Below are 13,222 nucleotides of genomic sequence, written 5' to 3'. Positions count from 1 at the left end.
AATATAATAAAAACATCAGATGGATATAGTTGTTTTGATCATTATTGCAGTTACCTGTATATTTAGTTATGTGGGATTCAATAATACAGGGCTATTTGAAAAATATAAATTCAATGTTGGAGCGATTGCCAACCGTAAAGAATATATAAGGCTGATCAGTTCTGCATTTTTGCATGCAGACTTTATGCACCTGTTTTTCAATATGCTTTCCCTATACTTCTTTCAGGGAGTGGTGGTTCATTTCTTTGGAGAAATAGGATTTTTGATTATCTATTTCGGGTCGATGATTCTTGGAAACTTATTCAGTTTACAGATTTATCAGAAACAGCCTTGGTATTCCGCGATCGGAGCTTCTGGAGCTGTTTCGGGAATCATTTTTGCTTCCATAGCTATGGCCCCAAATGAGATCAGCGTGAATTTCTTACCGGGATGGCTGTTCGGAACACTGTATTTCGGATATTCAGTATACATGATGCTTAATCCTAAGCAATGGGATAACCTGGGGCACGCAGCTCACCTTGGAGGTGCTTTCTTCGGACTTGTTTATTCTATTGTACTGCATCCGCAGCTGGCGATGAGTAACATACTTTTCCTGGGAGTGATGTCACTTCCGCTGATTTATCTGGGCTATCAGATTTTCGTCAGGAAACGAATAGGATAAAAGATTATTTTTAATTTAAAATATCAAAACCAATGAACACATCAGAATTCAATAGTTTCATCGTGATACTTATCTATGGTTCATTGGTTTTGCTTTCTCTGCTGAAGATTGCAAACCCTTTAAAAGTTAACCGGAAAGCCAATTTCTGTTTTGGAATCTTTCTTTTTCTTTGGTCTACCTTCTGGATGGATGAAGTGCTTTTCCTGATAACCGGCTCAGCAATAGAGTTCCATTCCCTTTTTTTGGTGAGGTTTGTACAATATCTGACGCCTGTCTTTTTTTACTTTAGTGTATTATTTTATACCAATCCTTCTTTTACATTTAGAATAACAGATTTAAAATTTCTGTTGTTTCCAGCGGCATTCATGATGTGTCTTGTACTGACAGGTCTGGGATATACCAAGCCTTTCGAGTTTCTGAGCATTATCCTGATTATGGTTCAGGCATTGTTTTATACCGTAATCTCTTATATCACCATCAGAAAACATCAGCGGAAAATCCAGCAGTTTTCTTCCAATACAGAAGGAATCAATCTGAACTGGCTGGAATATATTATCCTGGTGATACTTGTTGTAAACATCATCTATGTGGTTTACAATCTGTTTTATGATCCCAAGTCATTAAATTTCTTTATCAATGCCATATTTCTGGTGGTTATTTATTGTGTCGGTTACTATTCTTTAAAACAGAAAGAGATCTATCCTCTGGAAGAAAAACAACGTGAAGAATTGATCTCGATGAATGATAATCCTGATTCTGAAGAAGTGAAAAAGAAGCTGATCTCTGATGAAGAGCTGGTAAGGATCAAAACGAAGCTTGGAAATATTATGGAAACACAAAAACCTTATCTGGATAGTGAACTGAATCTCATTAAACTGGCAGAGGTCTTATCCGTTTCTACCCATCAGTTATCTTATGTAATTAATACAGGCTTTCAAAAGAATTTTTTCCAGTACGTGAATGAGTTCAGGGTTGAGTATGCCCAAAGCCTTCTTAAAGATTCTAACAGCAAGTTATCTATTCTGGGAATTGCTTATGAATCAGGTTTCAATTCCAAGACTTCTTTTAATACCACCTTTAAAAAAATAACAGGTCAGACTCCTTCTGAGTTTAAAAATAGGTTCTAGTTTATAAACTTTTACCTTGTGTTTAAGTTTAATTACTTGACTTTTAATTGTTTGTAAATATTTTATCTTTTCATTAAAAATAGGTTCGTTCAGATAATCCTGAACATTAAAAGACCGCTTCTGTGATAGTTTTGTATCATAAAATTTAATCTTATGGATACCAAAGAATCATACGCTGTGGTTACAGGAGCAAGTCAGGGATTGGGAAAAGCTTTTGCAGAACATCTGGCCAGGAAAAAGATCAATGTCATTCTGGTGAGCCTACCCAATCAGGATTTAAAGGAACTTGCCCTTACTCTTGAAGAAAAGTACTCTATAAAGGCTTATTATTACGAAGTGGACCTGTCTGTCAATGAAAATGTAATGAAGCTTACAGAATGGCTTAATTCATCTTTTAATATTCATATTCTGATCAATAATGCTGGACTTGGCGGTACCAGAAAGTTTACCGAAGCAACTTCTGAGTATATCAATACCATTTTGCAGGTGAATGTAACGGCAACATCCCTTATTACCCATCAGCTGCTTCCTAATCTATTGAAGCAACCCAATGCCTATATTCTGAATGTTTCAAGCATGGCCGCATTTTCTCCGATAGGCTTTAAAACAGTATATCCTGCCTCTAAAAGTTTTATCCATTCCTTTTCCAGAGGATTGCATGAAGAACTAAAAGATACCAATGTTTTTGTAAGTGTAGTGAATCCCGGTGCTATGAAAACCAATGCAGATGTCTGTAAAAGAATAGAAAAACAAGGTTTCTTTGGCAGGCTGACGCTTTTAAATCCGGATAAAGTAGCAGCCCGGTGCATTCAGCAGCTATTAAAAAAAGACTCCGTAATTATGGTCAACCCAATCAGCTGGCTGATGATGAAGATTCTTCCTATTTGGATAAAACTACCCCTGATGACCCAGGCGATTAAAAGAGAGATTGAAGTATGAAAAAAGTTTTTGTAACCGGAGCTACCGGGCTTCTGGGAACCAATGTTATCATTAAATTATTACAAAATGGTTATTCTGTTATTGCTCTGGTGCGCCAGAAAAGCAAATATCTGGGTGAAAAAACTGAAAACCTGAAACTGGTTGAAGGAGAACTTTCATCTGATCTTTCCTCGTTCTTTAAAGATGTTGACTGCATCATTCACATCGCTGCAGAAACGAATCAGAACCTGATCCGTTACGAAAATTATAAAAAAATAAACTATGATATTACTATAAATCTCTTCTCTCAGGCGGAAACCTGTGGCGTACAGAGGTTCCTGTTTGTAAGTTCAGCCAATACAATCGGATATGGAAGCAAGGAAAAGCCGGGAAGTGAAGATGAAAATCAGAAATACCCTTTTACAGATTCTTTCTATGCTCAAAGTAAATTAAATGCTGAAAATTATCTTTTAGAGAATCGTAGAAATACAGAAGTTGTCATTCTGAATCCTGCTTTCATGATCGGAGCTTATGATGTAAAACCAAGTTCAGGGAAATTAATTTTCTGGGCCTGGAAAAAGAAGTTGATTTTTTATCCGAAAGGAGGTAAGAATTTTGTGCACGCTGAAGATGCAGCCGATGGGGTTATTTTAGCTATTGAAAAGGGAAAAAATAAGGAAAGATATCTTTTAGCGAATGAAAACCTGAGCTATAAAGATTTTTTTAGAAAGATCAATAGAATAACGGAGCAAAAACCCATGATGATCCCTATTGCTAATATCATTTTATCTATTTTAGGATGGATAGGAGATAGGTTGCGGATGTTTAATGTGAGCACAGCGCTAAGCACTTACAATATGAAAGCTTTGCAAATCAAGAATTATTATTCCAATCAAAAATCAGTAAAAGATCTGGAAATTCAATATCAGCCGATAGATAAAGCGATAGAAGATGCTGTTGGCTATTTTAAATCTAAAGAAATGAAGAGTTGATTTCATACAGCCTATTCCCACTGAGTATATCTTTTGTGATGATGCCATAGGTTTCAAACTATTCATCCATAAATATAAAAAAACCGACAAAAGTCGGTTTTTAAATTTTAGGGTATTGTCTGCTATGGATTGATTTGTATTTTTTGAGTGACATTCTTATTGGAAATCACACAAGCTTTACTACAATTGTTAGTATTGGAAATATTAACTTGTATTAATCCTGGCATGGATCGATAGTCTTCCTGATTATAAGGGACTTCAGAGCCATTCCTTCCACCGCCTTTGATGTCATATCTTATTTTGGCTACTCCGGTAAATCCGTTAGCCGGTTTAAATGCTAATTTTCCGGTTGCCGGATAATAGGTCCATGTTCCTTCGCTATTGGTATAGATACCTCCGGTTATATTAGGAATAACGGTACCATTGATATCTAAAAACCGGAATGAATTGAAGTCAATATTATCATAAGAAGCAACAGGTGGATTTTGACCCGTTCTTGAAGTATAAGCTGCATCGTTCAGCAGGGGTGAATAGGTAGATTTTATTCCCGGACATCCTGCAAACAGATCATCGGTAACTTCAGCGGCATAAGGTTTGGTAACTCCCAGATTTTTTAGCAAATGTATATTTTTGGCATCACCGGTGGAAGCCGCAAATCCAATTCTGAAAGTGGAAGGAGGTGAAGTATCCAGCGTTCTTACCTGATTGTTTTGCATTGCATTCTCTGTATATTTTAAAGATGTAGGATAATAGTAGCTGTCAATAACCTTTTCCTTGACGTTGCCATGCTGAATCTCTAACGTAATATTATAGCCTCCTGCAGGATTAGGAATTAGAGTGACATATACCTTACGGAATCTGGCATCAGAATCATTCTGAGGAATTGAATTTCCCCCGTTTTCCATAGTAAACTGGCTAAAAGTTGAGTTTTTAATAGCAATATGCTTTCCGGTTTGAGTATTTAGGGATACTGAACGGTTGCTGCTTGAAGGAGAAGCGTTGGTTGCCGTACTGTAAAGCAGCGGATAGCCATTGTATCCGGCAGGTTCAGAAGATGAAAGATACTGATTCCCACGTTTGCCTCTTAAAGTTACATTATTCCGGCCATCAGCTATAGATACATCGGTAAGTCCGTTTCTGGTTCTGTCCCCTTGACGAAATCTTGTTTTAAAGTTTCCGAATTCATCGAGACCAATTCCCAGATATGCGCCTCTCAAACCTTCCAGATTTCCTCCTTGTCTTGGATTTCTCATCACAAAAGTATAGCCTAATCCTCCACCAAAATAGCCGAGATTAAGCTGATCTTTGGGAATGGATCCATCTACCAAAAATATGGAGATTCCGTCACCTCCGTTGGAATTTCCACCATAGATAACATATTCAAATTCGAATTTAATTCCCTGATCACTGGTAAATTTTTTGTCCGCAAGGATAACGCCACCGGATATATTAGTCACATTCCGGGTTAGCCTTAGCCCTTCCGTAGTAAAAGTTGCATCATTTTGAACTCCGCTTGTTGCTACCTTATAGGCTTCCTGAGGTTGTAGCCCTTGGGTGAAATTAACAAAATAAGGATAGCCTGTGCCTTGTTGATTTTGAGCTGTAATGTGTTGTGAAAAAATAAACAAGGACGCAATAAACAGAATTTTTTGAAAATGTAAGATTAAATTATTTCTGTTCATAACTCCATTATTTTACAACAAAAACAATATTAATAAATGAACAGTCTGTAGCCGCAGCTCTCACATCATATGTCATGACTCCGGAATCAGAAATAGAAATATTTCTGAATACATTAGGGTCAGCATCCGTTACATAATAATAAAGATCTTTACTTGACGGGAAGAATGGAATAGAAGCAGGAGCACTTGTGCTTTTTGCTTTTGGAGTACCAAATTGATTCTTATATAAGGTATATAAATCTTTGGTTTGAGCAGTAGCATTTTGAGAAGTATCAAAAGATACGCTAGGCATATAAAACATTTTTACAGCATTCCCACTGATGCATAGCCAATCTGGGCTGGAAGGAGTTCCGATATTTTGACTTAAGCACTTTTTATCAGTGTCATAGATAAGAAGAGAATTGGCAGGATTGGGGATTGCATCCCTTTTAGCTGTCGTAAGCCTTGGAATCAGCATTCCTTTATTTTGACTGGAAATATCTAAGGCTGCGCTTGCATCCGGATTGGATATGTTAATCCCAATCTGTGCATAAGCAAATGAACTCATTGAAAATAAAATAATTGATACGAAATAATTTTTCATGTAAGTGTATTTATGATACGTTAATTTGTTTGTTTTTAGCGTTAATACTCTCTTTAAATGTGTTTTTATGGTTGTGTTTTTGTAAAAGACAATGGTATTAGACTTTTTAGATAGTTTCGGCTATAGCAGAAAAATATGTATCACAATCCTGTTGGATTGATACTTCATTGAATAAACCTGTATATGGAAACTTCTTCCAATAAGATCAATAACAGACATAATAAATACATACCTCATAGCTGAGGATGATCTTTTTATTCTGCAAAGAGAATTCAAAAATAAGATGAGTTAAATAGCCGTGATATGTTTAATGGCTACTAAAAAAGTATAATTCATAATCCTTTTGTGTTTAGTGCAAATATATAAATAATTCATTTTATTTGCCTATTTTATGGTGATTAAATTTTATTTTGTTTAATTTTTAAATTAAAATTTAATTTTCAGTTATTAATTTTATACATAAAACAATTTTTATAGATTATTTTTGTACAGCTTGGTTTAGGGAATTGATTGGTTTTCAATGGATGGGGTGAAAAACAAACCCCGTAAGTAGTCTTACAGGGAAGCTTATAGTATAATAGAAGTGTTATTACTCAATTAATTGTTTAACAGAGTTTTCGGTGAAAACAAGAGCTTTTTATTCCTATTAATAGGTGTTTTTCCTAATTTTTGTTATTTTGAAAAATTTTCAAAAGCTTCTTCAAGTTTTGAAACAAAGTTGATGTGCCGGGTCTTATTACTTTCAAAGATAAAATCTTGCAGACTTTTGCTTTCATACTTACTAAAATCCCCAACAATAGCCAATGCGATCCGGTAATTGGAGAATTTTTGTAGAATTTCTCCTGCAACTTTGGTTTTCAGGTCAAAAAAATCTGGAGTGATGTCCTTTTCGTAAATAATTACTTTATCAAATCCCTGATAGTAAATGTTTCCCATAAGATCCAATCCGTCTTCTGCAGACTGAATGATCATCTGGTCTGAAGTTACTTCTGCAATTTGGATGTTTCCGATATTGTGTGGCTTGATGACCATGATTTTCTGTGATGTATGGTTATGTTTTATGGTATAAAATTACTATTTTCTTCCATAAATGAACCTGTCATTTTCTGATAAGTCTTTTAATAACTGTGCATCAGAGAAGTCTTTATATAATTCCAGGGTTTCAGGTCCCAACTTTTGATTGATCTCCAGAAACAGGAGACCATTATTTTTCAGATGCTCTTTTGCATCCTCAGCAATCTTTCTGTAAAAGATCAGGGCATCAGAAGTGGGAGAGAACAGGGCCATTACAGGTTCAAAACCTTTCACCGAATCAGCAATCTCGGTTTCTTCTTCAATACCTATATAGGGAGGGTTTGAGATTATAATATCATATTCTTCAGTCAGCTGAGTATTCAGATAATCTGCATGAATGAATGTAACATCCAGCTGATGATAGGCTGCATTCCGCTTTGCTGTTTCCAGGGCTTTTTCAGAAAAATCCATTGAAGATACTTCAGTTTCAGGGAAATGTTTTTTTAAAACCAAAGGAATTATGCCGCTTCCGGTTCCGATATCCAGAATCTTTACAACATGGGCTGCAGATGGTAAGTTTTGATACTTTTTAATCTCCCGTATTGCTATTTCAAGCAATTCTTCTGTTTCCGGGCGGGGAATCAGTACATTTTCATCTACAAAGAATTTCATTCCGTAAAATTCCGTTTCCCCTAAAATCTGCAAATAAGGCTTTCCTGTTTTTAATTCTGAAATAATATGACCGAATTTTTCTTCATTCTCTGAAGATATTTCCTGATCTGCTGACTGGCGTTGCTGAATTGCATTTAATCCTAAGAGATGTTCTGCAAAAATCTGAAAGATAAATGCATTTTCCGATTCTGTATAAGTTTCTGAAAGATGGGTTGAAAAACTTTTTTTAAGTTCTGCTAATGTCATGGTATTTAATAAAACATTTCTGTTTTCTTACTTTTTAATTCAATTCTATTCTCGCCTACCTGAAATTCATCCATTAAAGGAGAAGGTATTTTTTTATTGACTTTTTCTTTCCAGTTTTTGGTTTGTACCGCATTGTTTTTACTACAGGTTTCAGAATAATAATCAAATATTGCATCCCCTGTAGATATATTATAATCCAACGACTGGAAATAATCACATGGTGAACCGAAATTAACGGAAGCTCCAATCAGGTACCAGGCATTGTTCTGGAATCTGTATCTATGGGTGTAATGCCATTTCTGCCGGCTTCCCCCAAAATGATTAACGATAATAGTTTTATTTTTAATACTGATACCTTCATAAGGATTTCCCATCATTCCGCCGTGCTCAGTAGAAAGAATAGGGTTGGTTGACTGATGCCATAATACCCAGTTTTCTCCCTCTTTTTTATAAATAGCAAGACTTTGAGCGAAGCCTAGATCTCCTTCTATTGGGGTTTCATAAACACAAACCGCTTCATCTTCAGGGCTGTTATCTAAATTTCCAAAATTCTGGTCTTTTAAATTCCAGAATTTTGGAGTAAATTCTTCAAGAGTTTTTGCTTTTTTCAGGGTAATTTCAGTATCGAAATTTCCACTTTTCACAGCCTCTTGAAAGGCATTTATCTGACTCTGTTTTTCGTTGGATATCTTTGGAATTTTGATCCTGATATCCTCCGCAGCTTTCGGAAATTCAGGGAGAGAAAAACTTTTTGGTTCAGAATTCGGGTCATAATATTTTATTTCACGATATTCATAATCAATAAGTTTCTTTTTACTGTTGGCACCTTCATCAGGATCTTGCCTGTAATGTTTTTTTGAGATCCAGTTTCCCTGTTCATCATAAACATATTCGAAAGATTCTGCATACTGAAGATGTCCCGTATATTCTGTACTCTGCTCAAAAACAAGATTATTGTGATCATCATATCTTCGGGTGGTCTTTGTCGATTTTTCTGTTCCTAGCATATGATATTGCTGCTCAGTACGCTCCAGATAATCTTTAGAATAATAATATTCCGTCTTATTTTCCAGAGAATGATGATTGGCAAACCATGTTTCTGAAAGCAGATAGCCGCTTTTATCATAACGGAAAGTTACATCCCGGTTTTCAATGATATAATCTTTAGTGTCAATAGGCTTATAGGTTCCGTTCATCCATTGATAACGATGAATTTTAGACTGGTACAAAGGTGTTTTTTTGGTGAGAAAAGGAAATTCAAAAATATATTCCTTTTCGGGATCTGCTATAGAATCATAACCGTAATCAAGGATTTTAACCGTTATTTTTTTTGCTTCTGAAGAATAGCTGTACTGTGTATATCCTTCATAAATAAACGATTGGCTGTCATCTTTTTTATACTCAATTTCTTCCTGAAGGTTATTCTCTTTATTGTAAAAAAGCCAGTTATACCGGGATCTGTTTTTATTCTCAACAGATTCTTTAAGAACGAGAAGGTTATTTTTATAATGAAATTTTTCTACAACAGCATTCGTATCGTAATTATATTTTTGATACAGTTTCCGGCCATCCCGAAGATACTCTGTATAAGATTCCTGATTGTAATAAAGTCCGTCACGATTGATGGAACTGCTGTTTTTTTGTTCAGCCTTTTTAAACTTTATAACAGAAAAAATATTTGTGGCTGCAAAGTTTACCGAATCACTATACGCACTGTTAAAAGTGTGATTGTCAAGAGATCCATTTATGGATGCATTTTTTTCCTGGGCACAGCTGACCATGAAACTTATTGAGAAAACAAGTTTCAGAACCTTTGGAACAGCTATATTTCGGATCTCTGCAGTGTTCATTTATCTAGTGAAGACCAGTTTGGTATCGGTAGATTTCTCTTCGTTAATTCTGTATCCTTCATAGTTGAAAGCTTTTACATCATCAAGGGTCTGAGCCTTGGTTTCAGCACAGAATCTTACTACAAGACCTCTTGCATGTTTTGTATACACTACAATGGTTTTCAGTTTACCATCTTTTAGTTCATAAAAATCAAAATCAACCACTTGATGGTTCAGTTTTTTTCTGTCGATTACTTTTCCGTATTCATTACTGGCCAGATGAAGTAGAATTTCACCTTTTTTCATTTCAGTATTTAACTGTTCCGTGACCTTCTCTCTCCAGAATTCATACAGGTTTTTGTACTGGTCGAATTCAAAATGACGTCCCATTTCAAGCCTGTACAGCATTACCTTATCAGAAGGCTTCAAAAGGCCATAAAGCCCGGAAAGCATTCTGTAATTTTTCTGCAGATAGTCTACTGCATCTTTGTCGAGGGTTTTAGCATCCAAGCCTCTGTATACTTCACCGGTAAAGGCAAACATGGCAGGGGCAGACTCTTTAGCAGTAGGTTTAGACTTCCATTTTTGATTTCTTTCCCAGTTTTCATCAGCCAGTTTTGGTGAGATTTCCATGAGTTCGGAAAGATATTTTGGTGATTTTTCTTTTAAATAAGTTTGTATAAAAGCTGCGTCTTCAATGAATTTAGGAGTCGTGGATTTCAACAGGTCCGTTGAATTTTCTACGTTCATTAATTTGGCAGGTGATGTTACAATTTTCATAATGTTAAAATACAGATAAATGTTTAAAATCAATAAAATTCATGGCCATCAGTGAGATCAGATCGATCATAAAATGACAGGCAATCAGAATTTTAATATTTGAATATTTTTTATAAAACAAAGCAAAAATAATCCCAATAAAGAAAGGTATTACAACCTGACCAATGGTTCCGTAAGTGCTGTGCAGAATTCCGAATAAAGCAGCAGAAACTAAAATTCCGGCATATGGACTATTATATATTTTCTCAATCCTGGGTTGTATATAGCCCCGCATCAGAAGCTCTTCAACAGTACCTGCTGTAAAGCATGTAAAAATAATTAAAAAATAATTATTCTTAAAAATTGAAGCGAATTGCAGAATTTTACTGCTCTCTTCTTTATGGATGAAGTTCTGGATCAACAGATTGATCACAGCTCCTCCAAAAATACAGAACAGATATAAGCAGATTACAGCTTTTATACTGAACGAAACGGAATATTTCTTCTCTTTCTGAACTAAAAAAGACTCTTTCTCAATATAATGACTGTACAGAAGTATAATTAGGAAAACGGCCCAGATAGTAAGCCTGCTGATAAAAAAAGTATCTCCCGTAATGCTTCTTACTCCTGTAACCATACTGATAACAGGAAAAACATACAGCATCACTATGCCTAGAAGCATAAATGTGAGCAGAATTCCTACAGAATATTTTCCATTAAGCCCCATACAACCTATCAACTGCTCTTATACTAATCAGAATCTTAAACGTCAAAAATCTCGAACTAAATAATTCCTTTCCCCTGACGGATAATTTCAGGTTCCCCGGAAGTAAGGTCTACAATGGTTGAAGCCACATTGTCTCCATACCCTGAATCAATAACAATATCCACCAGATGATCATATTTTTCAGCGATCAGCTCAGGATCTGTAGAATATTCAATAATCTCATCATCATCTTTGATGGAGGTGGAAGCAATAGGGTGTCCCAGTTTTTCAACAATAAGCTGCGGAATCGGATGGTCCGGAACACGGATACCGATTGTTTTGTGGCCTTTATAGGCTAAAGGTAAACTTTTGTTAGCTTCAAGAATAAAAGTAAATGGTCCCGGAAGGTGACTTTTCAGAAACCTGAAAACCGAAGTGTCAATAGGTCTTGTAAAATCGGAAAGATGACTCAGATCATTACAGATGATTGAGAATTTTGACTTTTCAAGTTTCAATTTTTTCAGTTGGGCTAACTTTTCCATGGCTTTTATATCAAAAATATTACAGCCAAGCGCATAAATCGTATCTGAAGGATAGATAATCAATCCGCCATTATTTAATGTTTTAATGACTTCATTCACAAGGTTTTCCTGTGGATTGTCGGGATAAATTTTTAATATCTTTGCCATAAAACAAAGATACAAATAATAAAATAGTTTTCATAAAAGTCCTTTATTTAAAAGAAAAATTAGGATTTTTTAAAAAAAATCGTACCTTTGCAATCTAATATCGCGGGATGGAGCAGTAGGTAGCTCGTCGGGCTCATAACCCGAAGGTCATCGGTTCGAGTCCGGTTCCCGCTACTCAATGAGAGAAGTAATACATATTGCTTCTCTTTTTTTATTGTTTAATCATGAGCAAATCCCCAGAAGTTTTTTTCATCTGTTCCTGTATCAGCACATGCAAAAGAATGCTGTAATGTTTTAGAGGTGATAATAATACTGTCCTTTTTAAAGAGAATTCCCTGTAAGCCTTTGCCACAAATTTTAGGCTTATCCTGCTTCTCTATATTTCCCAGAATAATTAAAGTATGATCTACTTTAATGTCCGGATAAGAAAAGCTCTCTGATTTCTTATTTCCATCTCTTAGAAAATAACAAGGTGGACTTATTTTTATATTTCCAGATAATGTATAGGTTTTTGAATTAACCCTTAACTCTGCTTTTCCATTAGCTCCAATAATACGCCATTTATTGATGTTGTATCTGTGACTTTTGCAATATGAGTTTTTGTATCTGGCAGATCATACTTATCCTTATTTTTTTTACATGAAAAAAGGAAAAATGAAAGAGTAAGTATAAGTGCTATATTTTTCATGGTAAGATTTATTGTTCAAATCTGATCATCTCGAAATAGTTTTATCTAGGTTAATGAATATTTTGTAATCATTACTTGATAGATTTAATGTTAGAAGAATGAGTTTTAAAGTCTAAAATGGGGAAAGTATAAAGAGAAAAGGCTGGTTTCAGACAAAATTTTTCTCACTGATTATCCGGCTACTAAAAGGATTTAGAGACGAAAAGAGGGTGAATATTTTTAGTTTACGAAAAAAGTCGTACATTTGCAATCCAATATCGCGGGATGGAGCAGTAGGTAGCTCGTCGGGCTCATAACCCGAAGGTCATCGGTTCGAGTCCGGTTCCCGCTACTAAGTTAAGTGCTTTCGGTAAGCACTCTAAAAATACACCGCGGGATGGAGCAGTAGGTAGCTCGTCGGGCTCATAACCCGAAGGTCATCGGTTCGAGTCCGGTTCCCGCTACTAAGTTAAGTGTTTTCGGTAAACACTCTAAAAATACACCGCGGGATGGAGCAGTAGGTAGCTCGTCGGGCTCATAACCCGAAGGTCATCGGTTCGAGTCCGGTTCCCGCTACTAAGCAAGTGCTTTCGGTAAGCACTCTAAAAATACACCGCGGGATGGAGCAGTAGGTAGCTCGTCGGGCTCATAACCCGAAGGTCATCGGTTCGAGTCCG

General features: G+C 35.7%; 13 protein-coding genes and 4 tRNA genes. 8 read left to right on the top strand and 9 right to left on the bottom strand.

Going from position 1 to position 13,222, the window contains the following annotated elements:
* Positions 1 to 19 precede the first annotated feature (19 nt).
* The 4 genes from M2372_RS00085 to M2372_RS00070 all read left to right on the top strand — a co-directional run bounded on the left by M2372_RS00085 (position 20) and on the right by M2372_RS00070 (position 3,698).
* The gene (locus M2372_RS00085) at positions 20 to 661 is read left to right on the top strand and encodes a rhomboid family intramembrane serine protease (RefSeq protein ID WP_115971615.1); all 642 of its coding nucleotides are present in this window, start codon (positions 20 to 22) and stop codon (positions 659 to 661) included.
* A 32-nt stretch (positions 662 to 693) separates the two neighbouring features.
* Entirely contained in the window at positions 694 to 1,788 is a 1,095-nt protein-coding gene (locus M2372_RS00080) for an AraC family transcriptional regulator (protein WP_123318888.1), read from the top strand.
* 153 nt (positions 1,789 to 1,941) lie between these two features.
* The gene (locus M2372_RS00075) at positions 1,942 to 2,727 is read left to right on the top strand and encodes an SDR family oxidoreductase (RefSeq protein WP_123318889.1); all 786 of its coding nucleotides are present in this window, start codon (positions 1,942 to 1,944) and stop codon (positions 2,725 to 2,727) included.
* Positions 2,724 to 3,698: an NAD-dependent epimerase/dehydratase family protein gene (locus M2372_RS00070; RefSeq protein ID WP_123318890.1), complete on the top strand. Its 975-nt coding sequence runs from the start codon at positions 2,724 to 2,726 to the stop codon at positions 3,696 to 3,698. Before M2372_RS00075 ends, M2372_RS00070 begins: the two co-directional genes overlap by 4 nt.
* 122 nt (positions 3,699 to 3,820) lie before the next feature.
* Here M2372_RS00070 and M2372_RS00065 read toward each other — a convergent pair whose 3' ends face one another.
* The 8 genes from M2372_RS00065 to M2372_RS00030 all read right to left on the bottom strand — a co-directional run bounded on the left by M2372_RS00065 (position 3,821) and on the right by M2372_RS00030 (position 11,878).
* Complete coding sequence (locus M2372_RS00065) at positions 3,821 to 5,380, bottom strand: hypothetical protein (RefSeq protein ID WP_228455666.1); 1,560 nt, start codon at positions 5,378 to 5,380, stop codon at positions 3,821 to 3,823.
* Between the two features lie 7 nt (positions 5,381 to 5,387).
* A complete protein-coding gene (locus M2372_RS00060; RefSeq protein ID WP_123318891.1) occupies positions 5,388 to 5,963 on the bottom strand; it encodes a hypothetical protein in 576 nt (191 codons plus the stop codon).
* A 672-nt stretch (positions 5,964 to 6,635) separates the two neighbouring features.
* Entirely contained in the window at positions 6,636 to 6,995 is a 360-nt protein-coding gene (locus M2372_RS00055; RefSeq protein ID WP_123318892.1) for a DUF4180 domain-containing protein, read from the bottom strand.
* A gap of 42 nt (positions 6,996 to 7,037) precedes the next feature.
* Positions 7,038 to 7,895 (bottom strand): peptide chain release factor N(5)-glutamine methyltransferase, encoded by an 858-nt coding sequence (gene prmC / locus M2372_RS00050; RefSeq protein WP_123318893.1) that lies wholly within the window; start codon positions 7,893 to 7,895, stop codon positions 7,038 to 7,040.
* Between the two features lie 5 nt (positions 7,896 to 7,900).
* Complete coding sequence (locus tag M2372_RS00045; protein WP_123318894.1) at positions 7,901 to 9,745, bottom strand: hypothetical protein; 1,845 nt, start codon at positions 9,743 to 9,745, stop codon at positions 7,901 to 7,903.
* Positions 9,746 to 10,504: a peroxide stress protein YaaA gene (gene yaaA, locus M2372_RS00040; RefSeq protein WP_115971677.1), complete on the bottom strand. Its 759-nt coding sequence runs from the start codon at positions 10,502 to 10,504 to the stop codon at positions 9,746 to 9,748.
* A 4-nt stretch (positions 10,505 to 10,508) separates the two neighbouring features.
* Entirely contained in the window at positions 10,509 to 11,165 is a 657-nt protein-coding gene (locus M2372_RS00035; protein WP_185018746.1) for a CPBP family intramembrane glutamic endopeptidase, read from the bottom strand.
* 101 nt (positions 11,166 to 11,266) lie between these two features.
* Positions 11,267 to 11,878 (bottom strand): L-threonylcarbamoyladenylate synthase, encoded by a 612-nt coding sequence (locus M2372_RS00030; RefSeq protein WP_115971624.1) that lies wholly within the window; start codon positions 11,876 to 11,878, stop codon positions 11,267 to 11,269.
* A 101-nt stretch (positions 11,879 to 11,979) separates the two neighbouring features.
* Between M2372_RS00030 and M2372_RS00025 the strand changes: the two genes are divergently transcribed.
* Positions 11,980 to 12,052 (top strand) — tRNA-Met (locus M2372_RS00025).
* A gap of 349 nt (positions 12,053 to 12,401) precedes the next feature.
* Here M2372_RS00025 and M2372_RS00020 read toward each other — a convergent pair.
* Positions 12,402 to 12,566 carry a hypothetical protein gene (locus tag M2372_RS00020; RefSeq protein WP_185018748.1) on the bottom strand — a complete coding sequence of 55 codons (165 nt, stop codon included), beginning with the start codon at positions 12,564 to 12,566 and terminating at the stop codon, positions 12,402 to 12,404.
* 258 nt (positions 12,567 to 12,824) lie between these two features.
* Between M2372_RS00020 and M2372_RS00015 the strand changes: the two genes are divergently transcribed.
* The 3 genes from M2372_RS00015 (at position 12,825) to M2372_RS00005 (ending at position 13,121) form a co-directional block, all read left to right on the top strand.
* A tRNA-Met gene (locus M2372_RS00015) sits at positions 12,825 to 12,897 on the top strand.
* 39 nt (positions 12,898 to 12,936) lie between these two features.
* Positions 12,937 to 13,009, top strand: a tRNA-Met gene (locus tag M2372_RS00010).
* Between the two features lie 39 nt (positions 13,010 to 13,048).
* Positions 13,049 to 13,121, top strand: a tRNA-Met gene (locus tag M2372_RS00005).
* Positions 13,122 to 13,222 lie beyond the last annotated feature (101 nt).

The organism is Chryseobacterium sp. BIGb0232, assembly GCF_024810195.1.
Taxonomy (GTDB): Bacteria; Bacteroidota; Bacteroidia; order Flavobacteriales; family Weeksellaceae; genus Chryseobacterium; species Chryseobacterium pennae.
The sequence above is the reverse complement of the archived record's forward strand: the minus strand, read 5'-3'. Positions and strand labels throughout refer to the sequence as shown.